Origin of the sequence: Pelomonas aquatica (assembly GCF_026712205.1) — a bacterium.
In the GTDB taxonomy this organism is placed as follows: domain Bacteria; phylum Pseudomonadota; class Gammaproteobacteria; order Burkholderiales; family Burkholderiaceae_C; genus Pelomonas; species Pelomonas aquatica.
Map to the genome: position 1 here is coordinate 1 of NZ_JAPPUW010000012.1, position 24274 is coordinate 24274.

General features: G+C 64.8%; 20 protein-coding genes. 7 read left to right on the forward strand and 13 right to left on the reverse strand.

Annotated elements, in window-relative coordinates; genetic code table 11:
* Positions 1-162: 162 nt before the first annotated feature.
* From lpdA to NYP07_RS13900, 4 genes are all read right to left on the reverse strand, one after another.
* A complete protein-coding gene (lpdA, locus tag NYP07_RS13885) occupies positions 163-1593 on the reverse strand; it encodes a dihydrolipoyl dehydrogenase (protein WP_268151434.1) in 1431 nt (476 codons plus the stop codon).
* A gap of 1 nt (position 1594) precedes the next feature.
* Positions 1595-1918 (reverse strand): hypothetical protein, encoded by a 324-nt coding sequence (locus tag NYP07_RS13890; RefSeq protein WP_268151436.1) that lies wholly within the window; start codon positions 1916-1918, stop codon positions 1595-1597.
* 13 nt (positions 1919-1931) lie between these two features.
* Positions 1932-3173 (reverse strand): 2-oxoglutarate dehydrogenase complex dihydrolipoyllysine-residue succinyltransferase, encoded by a 1242-nt coding sequence (odhB, locus tag NYP07_RS13895; protein ID WP_268151438.1) that lies wholly within the window; start codon positions 3171-3173, stop codon positions 1932-1934.
* Between the two features lie 88 nt (positions 3174-3261).
* A complete protein-coding gene (locus NYP07_RS13900; RefSeq protein ID WP_268151440.1) occupies positions 3262-6117 on the reverse strand; it encodes a 2-oxoglutarate dehydrogenase E1 component in 2856 nt (951 codons plus the stop codon).
* Between the two features lie 347 nt (positions 6118-6464).
* Here NYP07_RS13900 and NYP07_RS13905 point away from each other — a divergent pair, with 347 nt between their 5' ends.
* Genes NYP07_RS13905 through NYP07_RS13920 form a run of 4 tightly spaced genes read left to right on the forward strand, consistent with a single transcriptional unit; the run spans position 6465 to position 9894 of the window.
* Positions 6465-7307 (forward strand): 2OG-Fe(II) oxygenase family protein, encoded by an 843-nt coding sequence (locus NYP07_RS13905; RefSeq protein ID WP_268151441.1) that lies wholly within the window; start codon positions 6465-6467, stop codon positions 7305-7307.
* Positions 7304-7588, forward strand: coding sequence for a hypothetical protein (locus NYP07_RS13910; protein WP_268151749.1), 285 nt, complete (start codon positions 7304-7306; stop codon positions 7586-7588). Before NYP07_RS13905 ends, NYP07_RS13910 begins: the two co-directional genes overlap by 4 nt.
* Before the next feature lie 58 nt (positions 7589-7646).
* The gene (locus tag NYP07_RS13915; RefSeq protein WP_268151443.1) at positions 7647-9215 is read left to right on the forward strand and encodes an ABC transporter substrate-binding protein; all 1569 of its coding nucleotides are present in this window, start codon (positions 7647-7649) and stop codon (positions 9213-9215) included.
* Positions 9216-9246: 31 nt separating this feature from the next.
* Positions 9247-9894: a trimeric intracellular cation channel family protein gene (locus NYP07_RS13920; protein WP_268151445.1), complete on the forward strand. Its 648-nt coding sequence runs from the start codon at positions 9247-9249 to the stop codon at positions 9892-9894.
* A 12-nt stretch (positions 9895-9906) separates the two neighbouring features.
* Here NYP07_RS13920 and cadR read toward each other — a convergent pair whose 3' ends face one another.
* The gene (gene cadR, locus NYP07_RS13925) at positions 9907-10362 is read right to left on the reverse strand and encodes a Cd(II)/Pb(II)-responsive transcriptional regulator (RefSeq protein ID WP_268151447.1); all 456 of its coding nucleotides are present in this window, start codon (positions 10360-10362) and stop codon (positions 9907-9909) included.
* A 95-nt stretch (positions 10363-10457) separates the two neighbouring features.
* Here cadR and NYP07_RS13930 point away from each other — a divergent pair, with 95 nt between their 5' ends.
* Positions 10458-12698, forward strand: a complete 2241-nt coding sequence (locus NYP07_RS13930) for a heavy metal translocating P-type ATPase (protein WP_268151449.1) — start codon at positions 10458-10460, stop codon at positions 12696-12698.
* Positions 12699-12743: 45 nt separating this feature from the next.
* Here the strand turns inward: NYP07_RS13930 and NYP07_RS13935 are convergent, their stop codons facing one another.
* The 4 genes from NYP07_RS13935 to NYP07_RS13950 all read right to left on the reverse strand — a co-directional run bounded on the left by NYP07_RS13935 (position 12744) and on the right by NYP07_RS13950 (position 17346).
* Complete coding sequence (locus NYP07_RS13935) at positions 12744-13697, reverse strand: NAD(P)H-dependent flavin oxidoreductase (RefSeq protein WP_268151450.1); 954 nt, start codon at positions 13695-13697, stop codon at positions 12744-12746.
* Between the two features lie 10 nt (positions 13698-13707).
* A complete protein-coding gene (locus NYP07_RS13940; RefSeq protein WP_268151451.1) occupies positions 13708-15495 on the reverse strand; it encodes an acyl-CoA dehydrogenase in 1788 nt (595 codons plus the stop codon).
* A 78-nt stretch (positions 15496-15573) separates the two neighbouring features.
* Complete coding sequence (locus NYP07_RS13945; protein ID WP_268151453.1) at positions 15574-16506, reverse strand: electron transfer flavoprotein subunit alpha/FixB family protein; 933 nt, start codon at positions 16504-16506, stop codon at positions 15574-15576.
* 75 nt (positions 16507-16581) lie between these two features.
* A complete protein-coding gene (locus tag NYP07_RS13950) occupies positions 16582-17346 on the reverse strand; it encodes an electron transfer flavoprotein subunit beta/FixA family protein (protein WP_268151455.1) in 765 nt (254 codons plus the stop codon).
* Positions 17347-17519: 173 nt separating this feature from the next.
* Here NYP07_RS13950 and murI point away from each other — a divergent pair, with 173 nt between their 5' ends.
* Positions 17520-18320 carry a glutamate racemase gene (gene murI, locus NYP07_RS13955; RefSeq protein WP_268151457.1) on the forward strand — a complete coding sequence of 267 codons (801 nt, stop codon included), beginning with the start codon at positions 17520-17522 and terminating at the stop codon, positions 18318-18320.
* Positions 18321-18363: 43 nt separating this feature from the next.
* Positions 18364-18579 (forward strand): putative motility protein, encoded by a 216-nt coding sequence (locus NYP07_RS13960; RefSeq protein ID WP_268151459.1) that lies wholly within the window; start codon positions 18364-18366, stop codon positions 18577-18579.
* Positions 18580-18853: 274 nt separating this feature from the next.
* On the opposite strand, the gene NYP07_RS13965 is transcribed toward NYP07_RS13960, so the two are convergent.
* Genes NYP07_RS13965 through NYP07_RS13980 form a run of 4 tightly spaced genes read right to left on the reverse strand, consistent with a single transcriptional unit; the run spans position 18854 to position 24267 of the window.
* Positions 18854-19231: a hypothetical protein gene (locus NYP07_RS13965; RefSeq protein ID WP_268151461.1), complete on the reverse strand. Its 378-nt coding sequence runs from the start codon at positions 19229-19231 to the stop codon at positions 18854-18856.
* Positions 19224-21158, reverse strand: a complete 1935-nt coding sequence (locus tag NYP07_RS13970) for a hypothetical protein (RefSeq protein ID WP_268151462.1) — start codon at positions 21156-21158, stop codon at positions 19224-19226. Before NYP07_RS13970 ends, NYP07_RS13965 begins: the two co-directional genes overlap by 8 nt.
* A complete protein-coding gene (locus NYP07_RS13975) occupies positions 21155-22840 on the reverse strand; it encodes a hypothetical protein (protein WP_268151463.1) in 1686 nt (561 codons plus the stop codon). The genes NYP07_RS13970 and NYP07_RS13975 overlap by 4 nt, the downstream gene beginning before the upstream one ends.
* Complete coding sequence (locus NYP07_RS13980; protein ID WP_268151464.1) at positions 22837-24267, reverse strand: site-specific integrase; 1431 nt, start codon at positions 24265-24267, stop codon at positions 22837-22839. The genes NYP07_RS13975 and NYP07_RS13980 overlap by 4 nt, the downstream gene beginning before the upstream one ends.
* Positions 24268-24274 lie beyond the last annotated feature (7 nt).

Consider the following 24274-nt stretch of genomic DNA (forward strand, 5'->3'; position numbering starts at 1 on the left):
CTTCCTTCAGACCCACAGTCACCCGCGGAACCCTTGCCATTGGCTAACCATTCCCCTTGCCGGGCTGATAGAGGACTCTCACCTCCGAGTAGGTGCACCCTGCCGGGCGCACCAAAAAAAGGGGCGACTGGATGGCCGCCCCTTGCTGTTTGCGCTGCGCGATCAGAAGTTCAGCGTGCGCTTGTCGACGGCCAGGGCTGCTTCCTTCGTCGACTCGGACAGCGACGGGTGGGCGTGGCAGATGCGCGCGATGTCCTCGGCCGAGGCCTTGAAGGCCATCGCCATCGTGGCCTCGGCGATCAGCTCGGAAGCCATCGGGCCGATGATGTGCACGCCCAGGATCTCGTCGGTGGCGGCGTCGGCCAGGATCTTGACGAAGCCCGAGGTGTCGCCCAGCGCACGGGCACGGCCGTTGGCCAGGAAGGGGAACTGGCCCGCCTTGTAGCCGCGGCCTTCGGCCTTGAGCTGCTGCTCGGTCTTGCCGACCTGAGCGATCTCGGGGCTGGTGTAGATGACCGACGGGATGATGTCGAAGTCCACATGGCCGTGCTGGCCGGCGATGCGCTCGGCCACCGCCACACCCTCTTCCTCGGCCTTGTGCGCCAGCATGGGTCCGCGCACGACGTCACCGACCGCCCAGACATTGGGCAGGTTGGTCTTGCAGTCGCCGTCCACCTCGATGGCGCCGCGGCCGTCCAGCTTGAGCCCAACGGCCTCGGCATTCAGGCCGATCGTGTTGGGCACGCGGCCGATGGAGACGATGAGCTTGTCGACGTCGAGCTTCTGCTCGACGCCCTTGGCGTCGGTGTAGGCGACGCTAACTTGTGACGTTTGGCCCTTCTTGCTCGTCTTGACCTCGCCGATCTTCACGCCCAGCTCGATGGCCAGACCCTGCTTCTTGAACAGCTTGGCGGCCTCCTTGGCCACGCCTTCGTCGACGGCGGGCAGGAAGGCCGGCATGGCCTCCAGCACGACAACCTCGGCGCCCAGGCGGCGCCAGACCGAGCCCAGCTCCAGGCCGATGACGCCCGAGCCGATGACGCCCAGCTTCTTCGGCGTGGCCGGGATGCGCAGCGCGCCGTCGTTGGACAGCACGAGCTCTTCGTCAAATGCGAGCCCGGGAAGAGCCCTGGCATTGGAGCCCGTGGCGATGACAACGTGCTTGGTCGTGATGGCTTCATCACCGGCCTTCAGCTCGTAGCCGCCATCCTTGGCGGCGACGAAGCTGCCGCGACCGTGGAAGAACGTGACCTTGTTCTTCTTGAACAGGTAGAGGATGCCGTCGTTGTTCTGCTTCACGACGCCGTCCTTGCGGCCCAGCATCTTGGCGACGTCGATGCCGACGTCGCCGGTGCTGATGCCGTGATCGGCGAAGTGCAGCCTGGCGTGCTCGAAGTGCTCGCTGGACTGCAGCAGGGCCTTGGACGGGATGCAGCCGACATTGGTGCAGGTGCCGCCCGGTGCGGGGCCGCCCTTGTCGTTCTTCCACTCGTCGATGCAGGCCGTGTTGAAGCCCAGCTGGGCCGCGCGGATGGCGGCCACATAGCCGCCGGGGCCGCCGCCGATGACGACGACGTCGAATGATTTGGACATATCAGCTCTTGATGATGATGAGTTTGAGAGGACGCTGCTCGGCCAGGAAACCCTTCACTGCCTTGCCAATCACTGCATCACGTTGAAGTTCTCGAATCGTTTTGCCGTCCAGTTCGGAGATCGGATTGCTTGCCCACACAAGCGCTTTCTCCCGAAACACGCACCAAGCTGCTTTGGCAATGCCTTCATCGGCACATGCTTCCAGCAGTTCTTGCTGCCATGGGCAAAGGTGCCAGTACTGCGACACCTCGGCCACCGCGGCGGCCCACTTGCGATCGGTCACCGGGCCTTCCAGATAACGCTGCGCTGAAGTGGACAGCCACATGGTCAACCCGAACTCAGATGTCGAACAGCAGTCGCGCCGGGTCTTCCAGCGCTTCCTTCATGGTGACCAGGCCCAGCACGGCTTCGCGGCCGTCGATGATGCGGTGGTCATAGGACATGGCGAGGTAGTTGATGGGGCGCACCACGACCTGGCCGTTCTCGACGACGGCACGGTCCTTGGTGGCGTGCACGCCCAGGATGGCCGACTGCGGCGGGTTGATGATGGGCGTGGACAGCATGGAGCCGAAGGTGCCGCCGTTGGAGATGGAGAAAGTGCCGCCGGTCAGCTCGTCGATGGACAGCTTGCCTTCCTTGGCCTTGGCGCCGAACTCGGCGATCTTCTTCTCGATGTCGGCGAAGCTCATCTGGTCGACGTTGCGCAGCACCGGCACGACGAGGCCGCGCGGCGAGCCGACGGCGATGCCGATGTCGAAGTAGCCGTGGTAGACGATGTCGTTGCCGTCGACCGAGGCGTTGATGATCGGGTACTTCTTCAGCGCCGCGACGGCCGCCTTCACGAAGAAGCTCATGAAGCCGAGCTTGACGCCGTGCTCCTTCTCGAACTTCTCCTGGAACTTCTTGCGCATCTCCATGACCGGGGCCATGTTGACCTCGTTGAAGGTGGTCAGGATGGCGTTGGTGGACTGCGACTGCACCAGGCGCTCGGCGATGCGGGCGCGCAGGCGGGTCATGGGCACGCGCTGCTCGGGGCGCTCGCCCAGGTTGGGCTGCACCGGCGCGGCGACGGCCGGCAGCGGCTTGGCGACGGCCGGGTTGGCGGCCACGGCGACCGGCGCGGCAACCGGCTTGGCGCCGGCGGCCAGCGCGTCGCCCTTGGTCACGCGGCCGTCCTTGCCGGTGCCGGCAACATCGGTGGCCTGCAGGCCCTTCTCGGCCAGGATCTTGGCGGCGGCGGGCATGGCCACATCGCCCTTGCCGGCGGCGGCCTGGGCGGCCACGGGCGCGGCAGCCGGTGCGGCGGCGCTCGCGGCAGGCGCGGCGGCGCCGGCCTTGCCTTCGGTGTCGATCCTGGCCAGCAGTTCCTGGCTGGTGACGGTGCTGCCGTCGGCCTTGATGATTTCGGCCAGCACGCCGGCGGCGGGCGCGGGCACTTCGAGCACGACCTTGTCGGTCTCGATCTCGACGAGGGTCTCGTCGATGGCGACGGCTTCGCCGGGCTTCTTCTTCCAGGTCAGCAGCGTGCCTTCGGAAACGGATTCGGAGAACTGGGGAACTTGGACGTCAACGATGGCCATGGTGGGAGGCTCCGTGTCTTCTATTTGGGTGTGAGGTGCAGGCGCGAACGCGCGCAGCGCCTGTCAAAGGGCGCTGCGCGTGGCGGTCTTATTTGGTGAGGATGAAGCCCTTGAGCTTGGCGAAGGCCTGATCCAGCAAGGCCTTCTGCTGCTCCTGGTGCAGATGGGCGTAGCCGCAGGCGGGGCTGGCGCTGGCCGGGCGGCCGGCGTAGCCGAGCTTCTGGCCGTCGGCCATGTTCTCGTGCACATAGTGCTGCACGAAGAACCAGGCGCCCTGGTTCTGCGGCTCGTCCTGGCACCAGACGATGTCGCTGGCGTTGGGGTACTTCTTGAGCTCGGCCGCGAAGGCCTTGTGCGGGAAGGGGTAGAGCTGCTCGACGCGCACGATGGCCACGTCCTGCGACTTCTTCTCTTCGCGCTTGCGCACCAGGTCGTAGTAGACCTTGCCCGAGCAGACGATGACGCGCTTGACCTTGTCGGCCGCGACCTCCGCGTCCTGCTCGCCGATGACGGTCTTGAACTCGCCCTTCGTGAACTCGGCCAGCGGCGAGGTCGCGTCCTTCGCGCGCAGCAGGCTCTTGGGCGTCATGATGACCAGGGGCTTGCGGAACATGCGCAGCATCTGGCGGCGCAGCACGTGGAAGATCTGCGCGGCGTTCGTCGGCTGCACGATCTGCATGTTGTTGTCCGCGGCCAGCTGCATGAAGCGCTCCAGGCGCGCCGAGCTGTGCTCGGGGCCCTGGCCTTCGTAGCCGTGCGGCAGCATCATCGTCAGGCCGTTGGAGCGGCCCCACTTCACTTCGCCGGAGGCGATGAACTGGTCGATGACGACCTGGGCGCCGTTGACGAAGTCGCCGAACTGCGCTTCCCAGATGGTCAGCGTGTTGGGCTCGGCGGCGGCATAGCCGTACTCGAAGCCCAGCACCGCCTCTTCGGACAGGATGGAGTCAATGACGGTGAACGGCGCCTGGCCGTCGGCGACGTTCTGCAGCGGGATGTAGGTGCCGGCGTCCCAGTTGGCGCGGTTCTGGTCGTGCATGACCGCGTGGCGGTGCGTGAACGTGCCGCGGCCGCTGTCCTCGCCGGACAGGCGCACCGGGTAGCCGCTGGCCACCAGCGACGCGAAGGCCATGCTCTCGCCCATGCCCCAGTCGACGTTGACCTCGCCGCGGCCCATCGCGGCCCGGTCGCCGTAGAGCTTCTGCACCAGGTTGTGGGCGGCGAAATCCTTGGGCAGCGTCGTCAGCCTTTCGGCCAGGCGCTTCCATTCGGCGACCGGGATGGCGGTGTCGCAGCTGTCCGTCCACTTCTTGCCGAGGAAGGGCGACCAATCGGTCGCGAACTTGCTCTTGAAGTTGGTCAGCACCGGGTCGACGGTGTGGCGGCCTTCGTCCATCGCGGCGCGGTAGGCCTTGACCATCTCGTCCGGGCCTTCGGCCTTCAGCACGGTCTGCGCGACCAGCTTGTCGCCATAGACCTTGCGCGTGCCGGGGTGGGCGGCGATCTTCTTGTACATCAGCGGCTGGGTCAGGGCCGGCGTGTCCTGCTCGTTGTGGCCCAGCTTGCGGAAGCAGACGATGTCCAGCACCACGTCCTTCTTGAACTCGGCGCGGTAGTCCATGCACAGCTGCGTGGCCCAGACGACGGCCTCGGGGTCGTCGCCGTTCACGTGCAGCACCGGCGCCTCGATCATCTTGACGACGTCGGAGCAATACCAGGTCGAGCGCAGGTCGCGCGGGTCGCTAGTCGTGAAGCCGATCTGGTTGTTGATGACGATGTGGACCGTGCCGCCGGTGCGGTAGCCGCGGGTCTGGGCCATCGCCAGCGTCTCCTGCACGACGCCCTGGCCGCCGAAGGCCGCGTCGCCGTGCACCAGCACCGGCAGCACCTGGGCGCCGGCGGTGTCGCCACGGCGGTCCTGGCGCGCGCGCACGCTGCCCTCGACGACCGGGTTGACGATCTCGAGGTGGGAGGGGTTGAAGGCCAGGCTCAGGTGCACCGGGCCGCCGGACGTGGACACGTCGGAGCTGAAGCCCTGGTGGTACTTCACGTCGCCGGCCGGCAGGTCCTCGGCGGCCTTGTGCTCGAACTCGGCGAACAGGTCGGCGGGCATCTTGCCCAGCGTGTTGACCAGCACGTTCAGGCGGCCGCGGTGGGCCATGCCGATGACGATCTCCTGCACGCCGCGCTCGCCGGCGCGCTGGATCAGCTCGTCCATCGCCGCGATGAAGCTCTCGCCGCCTTCCAGCGAGAAGCGCTTCTGACCGACGTACTTGGTGTGCAGATAGCGCTCCAGGCCCTCGGCGGCGGTCAGGCGGTCGAGGATGTGCTTCTTCTCGTCGGCCGTGAAGCTGGGCTTGCCGCGCGCCTTTTCCAGGCGCTCCTGCCACCAGCGCTTTTCGCCGGGGTCGGAGCCGTGCATGAACTCGGAGCCGATGCTGCCGCAGTAGGTCTCGCGCAGGGCCTGCACGATCTGGCGCAGCGTCATCGTCTCGCCGCCGAAATAGCTGTTCACGGCGCTGAACGAAATGTCCATGTCGGACTCGGTCAGGTCGTAGAACGCGGGATCGAGCTCGGGAATCTTGGGGCGCTCGGCGCGCTTGAGCGGGTCCAGCTCCGCCCAGCGGTTGCCGAGGATGCGGTAGGCCGCGATCAGCGACTGCACGTGGACCTGCTTGCGGGCGACGGCGAGGTCGGCGCTGCTGGCCTTGGCGGCGAAGGCATTGGCCTTGGCGCGCTGGGCGAAGGACTCGATGACCGGCGCGTGGGCCACGTCGCGGGCCTCGGTGCCATCGACGGCGGGAACGTGCTGGAGGGCGTCGAAGTAATCGCGCCAGTTGTCCGGAACGGAGCCCGGGTTGTCGAGGTAGGCCTCGTACATCTCCTCCACATACGGCGCGTTTCCGCCGAACAGGTAGGAGTTCGACCTGTATTGCTGCATCATCTTTCGCTCACCTCATGCCCCGGCTTCCAGGGAGTTGGCTGGTTGAAGAACCTTCCGCGACACGGCTCGACCGATTGGCGGATTGCGACCCACCTTCTCTGTAGTCAGAAAAAGGGACGGGAAGGACCATAAGTCTCAAGGGATCGAACTCTAGCACCTCGGGTTTGCCCGACAACAGGCACGGGCTGCGACAAAGTTCACCGATCGGGATCGGAAAAAGTTGACTGACCCGTAAACTTGCCGCCGGCGACGGCCCCGCGATTGAATGGCTGCGCCGGGGGACTGTTCACGCCACGGCAACGGCCCATTGCCGTGGCGTGAACAGTCCCGGACATTCAGGAGATCCCATGCAAGTCCAGGTCGTCGACTACCGTGCGGCAGACGCCGCCGAGAAGTTCACCCGCTCCCTGCACGAGACCGGCTTCGGCGTGCTGACCCACCACCCGATCCGCCAGGCCCTGGTCGAGAAGATCTACGCCGACTGGCTGGCCTTCTTCGACGGCAGCGGCAAGCAGGCCTATGCCTTCGCCAAGGAGACCCAGGACGGCTGGTTCTCCACCGAGGTCTCCGAGACGGCCAAGGGCTTCAAGCAGAAGGACATCAAGGAGTATTTCCACATCTACCCCTGGGGCCGCATCCCGCCCCAGCTGAAGGAAGACGCCCTCGCCTACTACCGCGAGGCCAATGCACTGGCCGAGGAACTGCTGGGCTGGGTGGAGCGCTACACGCCGCCCGAGATCGCCGCGAAATACCGCGAGCCGCTGTCCCGCATGATCCAGGGCAGCACGAAGACGCTGCTGCGCGTGCTGCGCTACCCGCCGCTGACGGGCCAGGAGCCGGAGGGCTCGCTGCGCGCCGCGCCGCATGGCGACATCAACCTGCTGACCATCCTGCCGGCGGCCAACGAGCCCGGCCTGCAGGTGCTCGGCAAGGACGGCGCCTGGCACGACGTGCCCTGCGACTTCGGTACGCTGACCATCAACATCGGCGACATGCTGCAGGAAGCCTCCGAGGGCTATTACCCGTCGACCCAGCACCGCGTCGTCAACCCGAGCGGCGCAGGTGCGCGGAAGAGCCGCGTGTCGCTGCCGCTGTTCCTGCACCCGCGCGACAACGTCGTGCTGAGCGACCGCTACACGGCCGACAGCTATCTGAGCGAGCGCCTGCGCGAGCTGGGCGTGAAGACCTGAACCGGATCATCCAGATCCACCCCGAGGCGCCGCACAAGCCGGCCCTCGGCCAGCCCTGCAACGGCTGCGGCGTCTGCTGCCTGGCCGAGCCCTGCCCGCTGGGCGTGCTGCTGAGCCGGCGCTTCAAGGGTGCCTGCGCCGCGTTGCGCTGGGACGGCGCGCGCTATGTGTGCGGCGCGCTGACGGCGCAACCGGGCGGCCTGCGCGGCTGGCTGGTCAGGCGCTGGATCGCGGCCGGTGCCGGCTGCGACTGCTCGCTGGAGGCTGCGGGCAAGCCCTAGCGGACACCACCTGAGCCGCCGCTAGCATTTTTGGCTTCTGTCGCCCCGAGGAAGCCGCATGAAAACCTGGTTCCGCCTCCTGCCCCTGCTCGCCACCCTGGCCCTGGGCGCCGCCTGCGCCGCCCCGCTGCGCTGGGCCGCGCAGAACGACATCCTGACGCTGGACCCGCACTCGCAGGACCACAACACCTCCAACACCATCTCGGCCCACATCTACGAGGGCCTGACGCGCCGCAGCGAGGTCTACCAGCCCGAGCCCGCACTGGCGACCCAATGGACCTATCTGTCGCCCACGCAGGTCCGCTTCGAGCTGCGGCGCGGCGTGAAGTTCCACGACGGCTCGCCGTTCACGGCCGACGACGTCGTCTACAGCTTCGAGCGCATCCGCCAGCCGCTGGGCACCAAGCAGACCTATGTGTCGGGCATCAAGGAGGTGAGGAAGATCGACGACCACACCGTCGACCTGTTGCTGGAAGCGCCGACGCCGATGCTGCTGCAGAACATCGTCAACTTCAACATCATGAGCAAGTCGTGGTGCCTGAAGAACAACGCCGGCAGCATCGCCGACTACAAGGCCAAGGACGAGAACTTCGCCAGCCGCAACGCCGTGGGCACCGGCCCCTACCGCTTCGTGTCCTGGCAGCCCGACCAGGCCCTGAAGCTGGTGCAGAACAAGGACTGGTGGGGCGCGAACAAGGGCAATGTGACGGAACTGACCTATCTGCCCATCAAGTCCTCGCCCACGCGCGTGGCCGCGCTGCTGTCGGGCGACGTCGACATCGTCACCGACCTGCCGCCGGCCGACTTCTTCAAGATCAAGGAAGACGGCAAGTTCAAGCTGCTGGAGGGCGCCGAGGTGCGCACCATCTTCTTCGTCATGGACGAGGGCAGCGACGAACTGCGCGACTCCAGCGTGAAGGGCAGGAACCCGTTCAAGGACAGGCGGGTGCGCGAGGCCATGAACCTGGCGCTGGACCGCGAGGCCATCAAGCGCAGCATCATGCGCGGCCTGTCGGTGCCGGCCGCGCTGATGGTGCCGCCCGGCGTCAACGGCTGGGACGCCGCGCTGGACACGCCGCTGAAGCCCGACGTCGACAAGGCCCGCAAGCTGCTGGCCGAGGCCGGCTACCCGCAGGGCTTCGAGGTGCCGCTGCACTGTCCGAACAACCGCTACGTCAACGACGAGCAAATCTGCCAGGCCGCGGTGTCGATGTGGGCCAAGATCGGCGTCAAGGCCCGGCTGATCGCGACGCCCTTCGTCACGCACAGCCAGACCTTCCAGCGCGGCGAGTCGCCACTCTACATGCTGGGCTGGGGCGTCTCCACCTACGACGCCCAGTACGCGATGCAGGCCTGGGGCCACACGCGCACGGGCGGACCGGACGGCAACTTCAACTTCGGCAAGGTCAGCGATGCGAAGCTGGACGCGCTGATCCAGCAGATCAAGTTCGAGCCCGACGTGGCCAGGCGCAATGCGCAGATCCGCGAGGGGCTGCTGCGCATCCGCGACGAATCCCTGTTCATCCCCATCCACCACCAGGTCCGGCCCTGGGCGATGAAGCCGGGCGTGAACACGCTGCACCGCTCCAACGACACCTTCGAGGCTCGATTCACGACGGTGAAGTAGCCAGAGGCAGGAACGATGGAATGATGCGCGGGTGAAACCTCCCGTCATCAACTTCTCCACGCTGCAGTCCGCCGTCGAAATCGCCGCCACCCTCGCCTTCGCGCTGTCCGGCCTGCTGGCCGGGGCGCGCAAGCAGCTCGACGTCGTGGGCCTGTGCGTCGTCGCCGGCCTGTCGGCCTTTGGCGGCGGCACGCTGCGCGACGTGCTGCTGGACCGCCGGCCGTTCTTCTGGGTCGAGCATGCGGACTGGCTGTGGGCGCTGATGGCACTGTCGTTCAGCGCGATGCTGTTCATGCGCCGGCGCCACCTCGCGCTGACCGAGCGCGCCATCCAGTGGCCCGACGCACTGGGCCTGGGCCTGTTCACGGCCAACGGCACGCTGGTGGCGCTGGATGCCGGCATGCCGGCCATCGTCGCGGTGCTGATGGGCGTCATCACGGCCACCTTCGGCGGCGTGCTGCGCGACATCGTCTGCAACGAGATCCCGGCCGCCTTCCACGACCACCGGCCCTATGCGCTGTGCAGCTTCGTCGGCGGCTGGGTCGTGGTGGCCGCCGTGGCGCTCGGCGCGCCGCAGTGGGCCACCATCAGCACGGCCGCCGCGACGGCCGTGCTGCTGCGCGGCCTGGCGCTGTGGAGGGGCTACACGCTGCCGGCCTGGCGCATCGCGAAGCGCTGACGCGGTCGCCGCTCAGTGCGAATGCACCGAGCGCAGATGGGCGCCCGGCGCGGCCGCCGGCGCGCTGCCCTCCTGGGCCGCGGCCGACAGCCCGCTCAGGATGCCGCATTGCTCGGCGCTCTGGGCCGCCGCGCAGCGCTGGCGCAGGTCCTTGAGCTGCTTCTCCAGCACGCGCAGCTCCCTGATGCGGCGCGACACATGGCCGATGTGCTCGTCCAGCAGCGCATTGACATCGCCGCAATCGGCACCGGGCGCGTCCTTCGCGCGCAGCAGCACGCGCACCTCGTCCAGCGACATGTCCAGCCCGCGGCAGTAGCGGATGAACTGCAGCCTCTCCAGGTGCGCGGCCTCGTAGACACGGAAGCCCCCCTGCGTGCGCCCCGGCGCGGGCAGCAGGCCCTCGCGCTCGTAGTAGCGGATGGTGTCGACGGCGGTCGACGAGGCGGCGGCGAGGTCTCCGATCTTCAAGGCGGCTCCCGGCAGATGTCGAGGCAACAGTCTAGTCACTTGACTCTGGAGTTGCTCCAGGGATTCCAATACCCGCAACCGAGCAACGAGACCCCATGAGCGCCCACGAACACACGCATGCCGGGCACCGGCACGATCACCACCACGGACATGGTCACTCGCCTGAGCACTCGCACGACCCAGGCTGCTGCCACGGCGCCGAACCCACGCCGCCGAGCATGCCGGCCGCCCGAGGTGGGCTGCTGCTGCGCATCCCGGCGATGGACTGCCCGACCGAGGAAGGCCAGATCCGCCGCGCGCTGGAGGGTTTCGCCGACGTGCGCCGCCTGCATTTCGACCTGCCTGCGCGCGCGCTGAGCGTGGATGCGCCGGCGGCGTCGTGGGCCGCCATCACGGCCGCCATCGCCGGCGCCGGCTTCCAGACCGAGACGCTGTCCGCCCCGCCGGCCGCCGCGGACACGGCCAAGGCCCAGCGCGCCGAACTCCTGCGCCTGCTGGCCGCGCTGACCGTGGCCGTGGGCGCCGAGCTGTTGCACTTCCTCGCGCCCGACGGCATGGCCTGGCAGGCCGCCGGCATGGCGGTCGCCGCGCTCGCCGTCGCGCTGTCCGGCCTCGCGGTCTTCCGCAAGGGGCTGGCGGCCCTGCTGCGCGGCCAGCTCAACATCAATGCGCTGATGTCGGTCGCCGTCGCGGGCGCCTTCGCCATCGGCCAATGGCCCGAGGCCGCGATGGTGATGGCGCTGTACTCGCTGGCCGAGTTCATCGAAGCCCGCTCGGTGGAGCGCGCGCGCCATGCCATCACGGGCCTGCTGGCCCTGTCGCCTGAGCAGGCCGAGGTTCGCCAGCCCGACGGCAGCTGGGCCCGCGTGGACGCCAAGGCCGTGGCCGTGGGTGCAACCGCGCGCGTCAAGCCGGGCGAGCGCTTTGCGCTCGACGGCCGGGTTACGGCCGGCCGCAGCGCGGTGGACCAGTCGCCCGTCACCGGTGAAAGCATCCCGGTGGACAAGGCGACGGGCGACGCGGTCTTCGCCGGCACCATCAACCAGGGCGGCGCGCTGGAGTTCGAAGTCACCAGGCCGGCCGGCGACACGGTGCTGGCCGGCATCATCCACGCCGTCGAGGCGGCCCAGGGCCAGCGCGCGCCGACGCAGCGCTTCGTCGACCGCTTCGCCGCCGTCTACACGCCGGCCGTCTTCGTGCTGGCGCTGGCCGTGGCCGTCGGCACGCCGGCGCTGCTGGGCTGGCCCTGGCTCACCGGCATCTACAAGGCGCTGGTGCTGCTCGTCATCGCCTGCCCCTGCGCGCTCGTCATCTCCACGCCGGTCACGGTGGTCAGCGGCCTGGCCGCGGCCGCGCGGCGCGGCATCCTCATCAAGGGCGGCGTGCACCTGGAGCAGGCGCGCAAGCTCAAGGTGCTGGCCCTGGACAAGACCGGCACACTCACCGAGGGCCGCCCGCGCCTCGTCGCGCAGCGCGTGCTCGCCGCCGACCTGGCCGAGGCGCGCGTGCTGCGCATCGCGCACAGCCTCGCGGCCCGCTCCGACCACCCGGTCTCCAAGGCCGTGGCGGCCGGGCTGGACGGCGAGGCGCTGCCGGTGGACGGCTTCGGCGCCGAGCTGGGCCACGGCGTGCATGGCCGCGTCGACGGGCTGGACGTCGTGCTGGGCAACCACCGCTGGATCCACGACCGCGGCCAATGCTCGCCCGAGCTGGAAGCCCTGATGCAGGCCCACGAGGCCCAGGGCCGCACCGTGTCGCTGCTGGCGGACGGCAGCCGCGTACTGGCGCTGTTCGCCGTCGCCGACACCACCAAGCCGACCAGCCGCGAGGCCGTCGCCGAGCTGCTGGCGCTGGGCGTGCGGCCCGTCATGCTGACGGGCGACAACCCGTCCACGGCCCAGGCCATCGGCGCCCAGGTCGGCATCGCCGACGTGCAGGCCAATCTGCTGCCGCAGGACAAGCAGCAGGCCGTCATCGCGCTGGGACGCCACGGCGCGGTCGGCATGGTGGGCGACGGCGTGAACGACGCGCCCAGCCTGGCCGCCGCCGCCATCGGCTTCTCGATGGGCGCGGCCGGCACCGACACCGCCAAGGACGCGGCCGACGTGCTCATCATGAACGACGACCTGCGCAAGCTGCCGGAGACGATCCGGCTCTCGAAGCGCACCTATGCCGTGCTGTGGCAGAACATCGTGCTGGCCCTGGGCATCAAGGCCGCGTTCTTCGTGCTGGCCGTGTTCGGCAGCGCGACGATGTGGATGGCCGTGTTCGCCGACATGGGCGCCAGCCTGCTGGTGGTGTTCAACGGGCTGAGGCTGCTGCGCAGCCGCCCATGAAAACGGCCGCCCGAGGGCGGCCGTCGCGGCGACAGGGCCGGGCCTTCAGTTCAATGCCAGGCGTGCGCGCGCCGCGGCGTACTCACGCTTGAGGCGGGCCACCAGCTGCGCCGCGGGCAGCACCTCGCGCACCGCACCGATGCCCTGACCGCTGCCCCAGATGTCCTTCCAGGCCTTGGCCGCGCCGCCGCCGAAGTTCATCTTGCTCGGGTCGCTCTCGGGCAGGTTCTCCGGGTCCAGGCCGGCTGCGACGACCGAGCCGCGCAAGTAGTTGCCGTGCACGCCGGTGAAGAGGTTGCTGTAGACGATGTCGTCGCTGTTGCTGGCGACGATCATCTGCTTGTAGGCCTCGCTGGCGCGCGCCTCTTCCGTCGCGATGAAGGCCGAGCCGATGTAGGCCAGGTCCGCGCCCATGGCCTGGGCGGCCAGGATGGCATCGCCCGTCGCCATCGAGCCCGACAGCGCCAGCGGGCCGTCGAACCATTCGCGGATCTCGTGGATCAGCGCGAACGGGCTCTTCACGCCCGCATGGCCGCCCGCGCCGGCCGCCACGGCGATGAGGCCGTCGGCGCCCTTCTCGATGGCCTTCTTCGCGAACTTGTTGTTGATGACGTCGTGCAGCACGATGCCGCCCCAGGCGTGCACGGCCTGGTTCACGTCCTCGCGCGCGCCGAGGCTGGTGATGACGATGGGCACCTTGTACTTGGCGCAGACCTGCATGTCGTGCTCCAGGCGCTCATTGCTCTTGTGCACGATCTGGTTGATGGCGAACGGCGCGGCGGGCTGGTCCGGGTTGGCGCGGTCGTAGGCGGCCAGCTCCGTCGTGATCTCGTTCAGCCATTCGTCGAGCAGTTCGGCAGGCCGGGCGTTCAGCGCCGGCATGGAGCCGACGACGCCGGCCTTGCACTGCTCGATGACGAGCCTGGGGTTGCTGATGATGAACAGCGGCGAGCCGATGACCGGCAGCGGCAGGTTCTTCAGGATCGGTGGCAAAGCCAATTCGGTCTCCTCAGAAGGCTTCGAGCGGCAGCTCGGTCACGCTGTCGGCGCCGTCGACGATGGCGGCGCGCAGCGCGCCGGTGCGCGGCAGGATGTGCTCGGCGTAGAAGCGCGCCGTGGCGATCTTGGCGCCCATGAAGGCGGGGTCGGTCGCCAGCATGTCTTCCGCCACCAGCAGCGCGCGGGCGAGCTGCCAGCCGGCGACGAGGTTGCCGGCCAGCATCAGATAGGGCACGGAGCCGGCATAGGCGACGTTGGGATTGCCCTTGGCCTGGGCCGCGATGAAGTCGACGACGGCGAGGTAGTCCGCGCGCGACGCGCGCAGCGCCTTCAGCATGGCCCGGGCCGCCGCGCTGTCGCGCCTGGCCAGTGCGGCCTCGGTCGCCTCGATCTGGCCCGCCACGGCACGCGCCAGCTGGCCGCCGTCGCGCGCCGTCTTGCGGCCGACGAGGTCGTTCGCCTGGATGGCCGTCGTGCCCTCGTAGATGGTCAGGATCTTCGCGTCACGGTAGTGCTGGGCCGCGCCGGTCTCCTCGATGAAGCCCATGCCGCCGTGCACCTGCACGCCGAGGTCGGTGACCTCCAGGCTCATCTCGGTGCTGTAGCCCTTCACCAGCGGCACCATGAAGTCGTAGAAGGCCTGGTTCTGCTTGCGGGCTTCCGCATCGGGGTGGTGGTGGGCCGCGTCGAAGGCCGCGGCGGCGGTGCTCGCCATCGCGCGGCAGCCCTCGGTCAGCGAACGCATCGTCATCAGCATGCGGCGCACGTCGGGGTGGTGGATGATGGCCGCGCTGCCGGCCACCGAGCCGTCCACCGGGCGGGACTGCACGCGGTCCTTCGCATAGGCCACGGCCTTCTGGTAGGCACGGTCCGCAATCGCGACGCCCTGCAGGCCGACGCCGTAGCGGGCCGCGTTCATCATGATGAACATGTACTCGAGGCCGCGGTTCTCCTGGCCGATCAGCGTGCCGATGGCGCCGCCGTGGTCGCCGAACTGCAGCACGGCCGTGGGGCTGGCCTTGATGCCCATCTTGTGTTCGATGGACACGCAGTGGGCGTCGTTGCGGGCGCCCAGGCTGCCGTCGGCATTCACCATGAACTTGGGCACCAGGAACAGGCTGATGCCCTTCACGCCCTCCGGCGCGCCGGCCACGCGGGCCAGCACGAGGTGGACGATGTTCTCGGCCATGTCGTGCTCGCCGTAGGTGATGAAGATCTTGGTGCCGAAGATCTTGTAAGTGCCGTCGGCCTGCGGCTCGGCGCGCGTGCGCACCAGGGCCAGGTCGGAGCCGGCCTGCGGCTCGGTCAGGTTCATCGTGCCGGTCCAGGAGCCGTCCAGCAGCTTGGGGATGAAGATGGCCTTCTGCGCGTCGCTGCCGGCGGTCAGCAGCGCCTCGACGGCGCCGTCGGTCAGCAGCGGGCACAGCGCGAAACTCATATTGGCCGACTGCAGCATCTCGGCACAGGCCGCGGCGATGGTCTTGGGCGCACCCTGGCCGCCGAATTCGGCCGGGTGCACCAGGCCCTGCCAGCCACCCTCGGCGTAGGCACGGAAGGCCTGCTTGAAGCCGGGCGTCGTCGTGACGACGCCGTCCTTCCACGACGAGGGGTTCTTGTCGCCCTCGAAGTTCAGCGGCGCGATGACGTCCTGGGTCAGCTTGGCGCACTCGTCCAGCACGGCGGCGGCGGTGTCCAGGCCGAAGTCGGCAAAGGCGGGAATCTGTTGGGTCAGCGTCTCCAGGCCAGCGAGGTGCTGGATGTTGAAGAGCATGTCCTTGACGGGAGCTTGGTAACTCATTTGTTCCTCCAGACGGAGACAAAAAGGGCGCCGCGACGACTGTGGTCGGGGCGCCCGAGTGCGATTGCGTGGGCCGGCTTACAGCGCGTTGACGAGTTCCGGCACGGCCGTGAACAGGTCGGCTTCCAGGCCGTAGTCGGCCACCGAGAAGATGGGCGCCTCGGCGTCCTTGTTGATCGCGACGATGACCTTGGAGTCCTTCATGCCGGCCAGGTGCTGGATCGCACCCGAGATGCCGCAGGCCACATAGAGCTGCGGCGCGACGATCTTGCCGGTCTGGCCGACCTGCCAGTCGTTGGGCGCGTAGCCCGCGTCGACGGCGGCGCGGCTGGCACCGAGGGCGGCGCCGAGCTTGTCGGCCAGCGGCGTCAGCACTTCCATGAACTTCTCGTTCGAGCCCAGCGCGCGGCCACCGGAGACGATGATCTTGGCGGCGGTCAGCTCGGGGCGGTCGCTCTTCGTCACCTCACGGCCGACGAAGCTGCTCCTGCCGGAGTCGGCGGAAGCGGCCACGGTCTCGACGGCGGCCGAGCCACCGGTGGCGGCGGCCGGGTCGAAGCCGGTCGTGCGCACGGTGACGACCTTGGTCGCGTCGCCGCTCTGCACCGTCGCGATGGCGTTGCCGGCGTAGATCGGGCGCTCGAAGGTGTCGGCGCTGATGACCTTGGTGATGTCGCTCAGCTGGGCCACGTCCAGCAGGGCAGCCACGCGCGGCGCGACGTTCTTGCCGGCGGCGGTGGCGGGGAACAGGATGTGGCTGTAGCCCGAAGCCAGCGCGATGACTTGCGCGGCGACGTTCTCGGCCAGGCCTTCGGCCAGCGCGGCCGAGTCGGCGTGCAGCACCTTGGCGACGCCGGCGATCTGCGCGGCGGCCGCGGCAGCGGCGGCGGCGTTGTGGCCGGCCACCAGCACATGCACATCGCCCCCCAGGGCGGCGGCGGCGGTGACGGTGTTCAGCGTGGCGGACTTCAGGGTGCCGTGGTCGTGTTCGGCAATGACAAGTGCGGTCATCAAAATCTCCAGATTCCTTGATCAGTTGGGGACAGAGCTACTCGCTTCGCTCGTGCGGTCTGTCCCACAAGGTCATCAGATGACCTTGGCTTCGGTCTTGAGCTTGGTCACCAGCGTGGCGACATCAGGCACCTTCACACCGGCGCCGCGCTTGGGCGGCTCGCTGACCTTCAGCGTCTTGATGCGCGGCGCCACGTCCACGCCCAGGTCGGCGGGCTTGACGATGTCGAGCGGCTTCTTCTTGGCCTTCATGATGTTGGGCAGCGTGACGTAGCGCGGCTCGTTCAGGCGCAGGTCGGTCGTCACGACGGCCGGCAGGCTCAGGGACACGGTCTCGAGGCCGCCGTCCACTTCGCGGGTCACGTTGACCTTGTCGCCGGCCACTTCCACCTTGGAGGCGAAGGTGCCCTGCGGCATGCCGGTCAGCGCAGCCAGCATCTGACCGGTCTGGTTGCAGTCGTCGTCGATGGCCTGCTTGCCGAGGATGACCAGGGACGGACCTTCCTTGTCGACCAGCGCCTTCAGCAGCTTGGCCACGGCCAGCGGCTGCAGTTCGACGTCGGCGGGCGTTTCCACCAGGATGGCGCGGTCCGCGCCGATGGCCATGGCCGTGCGCAGGGTCTCCTGGCACTGCGTGACGCCGCAGGACACGGCGATCACCTCGCCCCCCTCGCCCAGGGCGCCCTTCTCCTTCAGGCGCACAGCCTCTTCGACGGCGATCTCGTCGAAGGGGTTCATCGACATCTTCACGTTGGCGATGTCAACGCCCGTGCCGTCGCTCTTCACGCGCACCTTGACGTTGTAGTCCACGACGCGTTTGACAGGGACCAAGACCTTCATCGAAAACTCCAGCTCGAATTGACGTAAACGTTAATTGGATTCTACGGGGCGCTCCGGGTGGGGCCACGCATAAAAAAGCACGATCGTTCGATTCTAGCCAGACCCTTGCCGGCCGCGGGCGAAGCTTTTTTGGAGAGCCCTCTCGAAATCGTGAAGCTAGACTGCACGCGCCCATGCAGACTGCCCCCTCCCCGCGCCGAGAGATCGGCGTCTTCGACTCCGGCGTCGGCGGCTTCACGGTGCTGCGCGAACTGCGCGCGCTGCTGCCCACCGCCCGGCTGCGCTATCTGGCCGACACGGCCCATGCGCCCTACGGCAACCGCAGCCCCGAGGACATCCGCGCGCGCAGCATCGCGATCACCGAGCACCTGATCGAGCAGGGCGCCGAGCTCATCGTCGTCGCCTGCAACACGGCCACGGCCCATGCCATCGAGGCCCTGCGCGCCCGCTGGCCCGCCCTGCCCTTCGTCGGTACCGAACCCGGCATCAAGCCCGCCGTCGCCGCAACGCGCAATGGCCACATCGGCCTGCTGGCCACGCCCGCGACCGCCGCGAGCGCACGGCTGCGGGCATTGATCGAGCGGCATGCCGGAACGAGCGAAGTGGTCGTGCAAGGCTGCCCCGGAGTCGTCGACCGCATCGAGGCCGGCGACCTCGACAGCACCGAACTGCGCGCCCTGGTCGCCCGCCACTGCGAACCGCTGCGGGCCGCCGGCGTCGACACCGCCTTGCTCGGCTGCACGCACTACCCGCTGATCGAGCCGCTGTGGCGGGCGGCCCTCGGCCCGGACGTGAAGCTGCTGCACATCGAGACCGCCGTCGCCCGCCGGGCCACGGACCTGTGGGCACCTGGCCCGGAGTCCCCTGCGCTGCACATCGAGACCAGCGGCGACCCTGTCCAACTGCGCTGCTGGGTCGAGCGCGTGCTGGGTTGGTGCGAGTCGGATGTCCGGCACTGGTCTGCGGCCCCGTGATTTCCGCCCTCAAGTCGGCGCAGCAATGGCCGATAGACCGCAGATGAACATCACCAGTTCCGCCAGCATCGGCGCGGCTGTCAACAGCGCCTCCAACAGCGACCCGGACACCGTTCAAGGCGTGGCGAGCACGCTGATGCTGAAAAAAGCACTGGACGTGCAAGCTCAGGGAGCCATCGCGCTGCTCAATGCGCTGCCGCAGCAGCCGGCCCTGGCGACCGAGGGCAGTGTGGGTCGCAACATCAACACCTTTGCCTGAGGCCCCTCCCGGAGCCAGCCGGCACTGATCCTGGTGCGCGGCGCACGTACTAGCAGGTTTTGAAAAAATGGACAGCCCCGCAGCCTAGAGAATCAACAACTTAGCGAGGCCAGCCATGTCCATCAATTCTTGACAAAAATGGACACGACAGGCCGGTTTTGTCCATTCCATGAGGAGGCGTTCGTCGCATGTCGTCGCGCGGGCCGACCGCGCGCCCCCTGCTTCGCAGGGGCAGGCGACCGATGCTCCTCTGCACCGGCATAGCACTCAACGGTTATTGTCTTGAGGTATCCCTACCGCCCTTGAGCTGTACGATTTTGCCAGCTGTGTACGCCTCAAGCTGCGCCTTCAAGGTATATATCTCGTCAAGCAGGTTGATTTCGCGCTCGATAGATTCATCAAGAAGCTGTCGCAAACTCTTTTTGTCGTCGGTCAATTGTTTGATCTTAGCCTTTGGCTCAGCCCGCTTTTCCGCAATCTCTTCAGCCGCGGCATCTATTGCCTTGATGAGGTCTTCAAAGACCGCTCGTGAGCGCTTTATCGAGCCCTTCTTGTTGCCGGCTTCAATCGCTACGGTGTCGTTATTGATCTTCGAACCGCGCTTTTTAAGCCGCTCTAGCGCTGCGTAATAGGCCTCAAGTGCTTCAGACATTGGCCGGGGCCTCCTTGAGCTTCGTTCGGGCACTAAGAAGCGTTTGCAGGTTCTCGACTTCGAGCCGGTGCTCAACAGAGCCTTGATCCGATGCTGCTAGCGCTGCGATGACAGCTTCTTGAGACTCGATAACCCGCGCGAGACGCTTGCCGAATACCGCTAGGTTCTTACAGTTTGTCTTCAGGCATTCATAAGGAATGGCGGACAGGGGACTAGTCTTGCACTCTTCGGTGGAAGTACAACCACCCAGAGGGGTTTCGGAATAGGCCATTTCCCCTCGCCTGAAAAGTTCCAGGCCATGTTCCCGTGAATGAACCGAGACAGATGACTCTTTGACCTTATCGCTTCGCGCCCAGGTCGCAGCTCCGCCAAACAATTCATCATCATTTAGTAGCAATCCGAGGACGTAGCCAAAGTAGCTTGACTCAGCCTTTGCCGCGCTCCATTCATGTGAGAAATGGTCAGTATCAAATACCAGCGATGCTGCCTTTTGAAAGCCTGCCGAGTAGTACATGGACATCTCTTCCGTGATGTGCTGCAGCTGTGCTTTGAGTGAAGGCAAGGTGACCATGCCGCTTCTATGAGCGTAAACAGCCAATGCTCGACGGAACTGATGTGCCCTCATAGGCCACCGCAAGCCCACCTGTATCCCGGTCAGCTCCCAATCCCGCCCCAATTGCATTCGCTCGAGTTCGGACATGTCCGCTTCTGAGACCACTGGGCATACGTTCTCAACGAGTTCAGTCCATTTGTCCTTCCATCTGTTGGATAGCCGAGAGTATTCGGATGGAGTCCCACAGAACAATAGCGGATACTCAGCCTCGCGGGACTCAACTGCAGCCTTCGCACCGATTGCCGCCGAGATCTTCTGTGCAGCAGATAAGGCGCGGCGCCCGATTTCGTTAGTTACCCAACTCGTCTCGCGCATTTCGCCATTTTCGAGCTTGTAGGTGAAGCCTCGGACTAGCCAATGACGCTTTCCGCCATGCTCAAAAGAGACGAGGCTGTCTCTCGGTAGGTTGAGCGCTTCGCCAAGGCGCATTCCTGTAAAGGCCACGCATAGAGCTATAAGAGTCGTTTGGCAGTCAAGGATCCGGGAGCAAAGAAAATTGTGGACCGTGCCACTCCCTGGCTCTTTACCTAGCTCGTGCGCATAATCGAAGACAGATTCCAGCAACCCCTTGCGGTATCGCCCTCGGGCGCTACCAGCCAACTCTTCAGGGATTTCGCTCGTTGCGTTTCTGCTCTGGGCGAAAGCAGCCAAGAGACGCTCTAGACTGGACTCAATTTCTTCCAGGTTTGAAATGAGGGATGCAAGGATTGACGAGTAGATGTGGGCAGGAATTAATGGGGTTTGCTGAGAGCCCGGAGAATCGATGCGCAAACGGTAAAGGTCCTTTTGTATTTTGTCCAGGTCAAAAGAAATACCGTACACCACGCGATTCTTGTACAGCGCCTTCAATAGAACGCTTGTCGTGGAGAGTTCCCCGGCGTTCTCGGCGTCGATCTTGGCCAGAACTAATTCCGCATTTTCGAGCAGTTGGAATAGCGAAAGACCTTCGGCAACTGCCCGAACCGCCCATTTCTTCAGCGTCACGTTGACACTGTATATCATCCCAAACGACGGGGCTTTGTTTTTCAAACAAATATACGTCCACAAAAGCGCTTTTGCTTGCGCCATAACGAGAGACGCCAGCGCGCCGTCTCGCGACGATATGTTGCCTTTCGACGTTTCGGTGAACTCGGTGAGGTGATATAGGCGCTTACTCTTTTGTCTAGTGGAAGCCGAATAGTCCCAAACGTCGTCGCGATAACGCGAGAGTGGATTACCCTGTCTGTCTCGAGTAGTCACCATTTCTGGATCGAAATAGATCGGGCAGGCTGCCGTGTCGGTCGCACTATTTTGCCGGGAAAGCGCCAAGTTCATACAAAGCCCAGAAAAGCGAGCTGCTGCATCTTCGCAGCCCAATACGCGGTCAATTTGTGGTCCCTGTCAACTTCTACTTCGATGCTAGCGAATAGCTGCTCATTCTTCGTTCTTTGTTCCGCTAGCAGTTCATCTAAAATGCCAGATACATGGCTGTAGACATTGTCAACGAAGTCATTTGCACCTTGCATCCAACGAATCTTGCGCAGGGAATACCTGAAGCTCAACAGTTTCCTCATGTCTATCTCATCGGCATAGACGCGGTACTTGCTGCAGAACAAACAGCCTTCTTGACGCCTGCAATCTGGTTGGATAGGAACTGTGGAGGTCGCTGGCTCCGGCGTGCCGGGTCCCAAGCACCCGCCGACGGGAGTGGGCACCTGGTCCGCGGTCTTGGCTCCCTCTGTAGCCCGTCTAGCCAGCGATTCAAGGTAAGTCCCCAGTTCATCCGCCTGGTCGCCCTTGCGGCCGTTGCTATAGGCCTTTAAAGCCGTCTCGATCGAGTGACCCATGATCGCCGCTGCGATCGGCAACGGCTCGTGTCGAACGACGTAGTCCTGCTTGTGCGAGCGCCAGCCCCTGGCAGATATGTTGGCAAGTTCGAGCCCCTGCCTATTCAGCCGCCTACGGAGCATCGGCAGGAATTCTTTTGAGATGCCCACGGGTTGACGTTGACGATTTTGCGCAATAAACAACGCGCCACAATGATGGTCTTTAAGCATCCAACTCCTAAGGAGCAAATATCTCCTCATTCGTTGCACCGTCGCCAGGGTAAAGGTAAGAGGGACAGATTTGCCACCGGCTCTAAACTTCATTACTCTTTGCCTAGCAGTGGACACCTCGGGACTCTGCAATTGCTGCACTATTTCGTCATCGAACTGCAGGCCAAGGAACTGCGCCAAGTTGGCTCCGGAGTCAGCAAGTGCCAGCGCCGCCATACAGAGCGAAGCATTAACAGCTGTATCCCAGTCACTTGCAGCCTGCCCGTCGTAAATCTGCGCCGTATCTCCTGTCGAGGCAACACGCGCTCGAGATAAGATGGCCTCTACAGATTGGTCGAAGAATTGCGCAATGTCTTGCAGATATCTATCGCTGTCGCTCTGTAAAGGCACAGTCGTTGAACCATTCCCTCGCCGCTTCGTAAGAAGCGAGAGACTTTCTGCAAAATCTCGCCCATGGGCCAATTGCAGAATCTTATGAGACATCTGGACCGGCTGCGCTGCTGAATTGATTTTTCTAGCGCCACTGAGAATTAAGGCCTTGCTATATTCGTTGAATGCGCCCAGCGCATTCACTGCACATGATGCGTCATGGAAGATGTCATCGTATTGGAGCCTGTGCTCTTCGCGGTCCACCCAAGCTAGAAACGATCCGAAGTCTCCAAGGTTAGTCTCGACGGTCCGAGCTCGCCACCCAATTGTCTTGGCTTGGCTGCTCAATGGCGGAAGCAGTTTGGCAAGTGCTGCGATCCGCTTCTCACAGCGAGAAGCAGGATCAATAATCCAATTTCTGGGATGCTTGTTTGAGGTATCCCTGTTCCGATAGCACCACGCCCAAATATGAGTGCGCCTTGTCCCCTGCAACTCGAGCACAAGCCTAGACGGTGAGATCAAATCCGGCAGGTCGTCGAATGGAAAGCTGACCTTGACCAGTCCTTGTAGCTGCTGGGCTGCGAAGGTCATTTCTCTTCTCTTGCTGAAAGCAGCTTGATAAGGTGAGTTCCCCAGCCCTCTTCCGCGCTTTTGAGCATGTGAAGATTTCTGCGATAGTCAATGTATTTCATCGTGGTTTGTACATTTTTATGCCACATCAACTCTCGAAGTTGATGCATTACCCACTTTCGCTTCTCCGGATTGCCTTCCACTTCTTTCTCAAAGAAATCAACGAAGTTCATCCCGAATGTCGCTCGCAGATCATGAAATCTATACGAGAAGTCTGGATTTGACAGCTTCTTCCGAACAAGAGGAATCACACGCTCCAGAATATAATTCCGAAGTCCTTGGGCGATTTTGGCTGATTTAAGCAGCTCATCATTTTCGCGCTGGCTGTTTCTCTCGTCGACACCTTCGTAGTAGGGCTTGCCGTGCTGCGTCAGGAAAAGGTAGTTTTCTTCGGCGTCTCCAAGCACAGATTTCTCTCGGCGACGTCGTGCTCTTTCACTTTGCGCGTATGTATACAGGCGTTCATAGAACAACTTCGGAATCGTCAGGTAGACCCCGCTCTTGCTTCGCTTGGTATCTATGCCCGTGCCCGGTCCGCATCGCAATTTATAGTCACTGGCAACTTGAGCCGGCGGCCTACTAAAGTGCTTCAAACGAAACGTCAGAATGGTTTGCGCTCTCGCACCGGTTAACAGTGCTGTCTCATGCATTAGAGACATTTCGGTGTTGCCGAGCTCTCGGAGTGCCGAAATCAACGCTTGTTGCTCCGTTTGAGGAAGCGGTCGCAGCTTTGCACCGTCATCGATAGAGGCATCCCATGGGTCCGACGAGTTCGGCACAGGGATGCTTATATCCGTCGTCTTGACTCCCATGCTTTGTTCAAAGCCTTGAGCATCCTTGTACGTGATACTCACCGATCTGTCTTGCCATGGGGAAAAGGCGGGGCGGAAACCGTATCTCTCTTGCTTTTGGAGATGACGATAAAAGGCAATAACTGCCGCCATTCGCCGACTGGCGACGCCGTGGCTGGTACTGCCGACTTTCAATAAGTGCAACAGATGCGCGCGATATTGATACGTAGGCAATGCATATGGCTCGGCCGAATGAAACTCATCCCATTCGTATTCGAACTCTTCAAGAAATGACTTGTAGTGAGCTAAGTCGCCGGCGACGGACCCGAGTGTCTCCATTGCCAACGGACGAAGCTTCGCTCGATCCAGTAGATAAAGGCAGGCCACTGCCCATGGGCTGCCATCGCCGTTCTTAACGACTGGGAATTTAAAGAATTTGGTTCCGCGTGCAGTCTTGGAAGCGACTGGCGCGCGGTAGTAGAGTCGCTCTCTGCTTCCCGCAGAAAGGTGGACGCTTGTCGCGTTTGGCTCGGGCGTCTCAGAAACTCTAGTGATTTGCAGCACTGGCAATCGCTCAGTACTTGGCAGGTTAGACATCATTGCT

Excerpts from the sequence above, each read along its gene's own strand:
- lpdA (WP_268151434.1), bottom strand. The coding sequence starts at position 1,593 with ATGTCCAAATCATTCGACGTCGTCGTCATCGGCGGCGGCCCCGGCGGC.
- NYP07_RS13890 (WP_268151436.1), bottom strand. The coding sequence starts at position 1,918 with ATGTGGCTGTCCACTTCAGCGCAGCGTTATCTGGAAGGCCCGGTGACC.
- odhB (WP_268151438.1), bottom strand. The coding sequence starts at position 3,173 with ATGGCCATCGTTGACGTCCAAGTTCCCCAGTTCTCCGAATCCGTTTCC.
- NYP07_RS13900 (WP_268151440.1), bottom strand. The coding sequence starts at position 6,117 with ATGATGCAGCAATACAGGTCGAACTCCTACCTGTTCGGCGGAAACGCG.
- NYP07_RS13905 (WP_268151441.1), top strand. The coding sequence starts at position 6,465 with ATGCAAGTCCAGGTCGTCGACTACCGTGCGGCAGACGCCGCCGAGAAG.
- NYP07_RS13915 (WP_268151443.1), top strand. The coding sequence starts at position 7,647 with ATGAAAACCTGGTTCCGCCTCCTGCCCCTGCTCGCCACCCTGGCCCTG.
- NYP07_RS13930 (WP_268151449.1), top strand. The coding sequence starts at position 10,458 with ATGAGCGCCCACGAACACACGCATGCCGGGCACCGGCACGATCACCAC.
- NYP07_RS13940 (WP_268151451.1), bottom strand. The coding sequence starts at position 15,495 with ATGAGTTACCAAGCTCCCGTCAAGGACATGCTCTTCAACATCCAGCAC.
- NYP07_RS13945 (WP_268151453.1), bottom strand. The coding sequence starts at position 16,506 with ATGACCGCACTTGTCATTGCCGAACACGACCACGGCACCCTGAAGTCC.
- NYP07_RS13950 (WP_268151455.1), bottom strand. The coding sequence starts at position 17,346 with ATGAAGGTCTTGGTCCCTGTCAAACGCGTCGTGGACTACAACGTCAAG.
- murI (WP_268151457.1), top strand. The coding sequence starts at position 17,520 with ATGCAGACTGCCCCCTCCCCGCGCCGAGAGATCGGCGTCTTCGACTCC.
- NYP07_RS13960 (WP_268151459.1), top strand. The coding sequence starts at position 18,364 with ATGAACATCACCAGTTCCGCCAGCATCGGCGCGGCTGTCAACAGCGCC.
- NYP07_RS13965 (WP_268151461.1), bottom strand. The coding sequence starts at position 19,231 with ATGTCTGAAGCACTTGAGGCCTATTACGCAGCGCTAGAGCGGCTTAAA.
- NYP07_RS13970 (WP_268151462.1), bottom strand. The coding sequence starts at position 21,158 with ATGAACTTGGCGCTTTCCCGGCAAAATAGTGCGACCGACACGGCAGCC.
- NYP07_RS13975 (WP_268151463.1), bottom strand. The coding sequence starts at position 22,840 with ATGACCTTCGCAGCCCAGCAGCTACAAGGACTGGTCAAGGTCAGCTTT.
- NYP07_RS13980 (WP_268151464.1), bottom strand. The coding sequence starts at position 24,267 with ATGTCTAACCTGCCAAGTACTGAGCGATTGCCAGTGCTGCAAATCACT.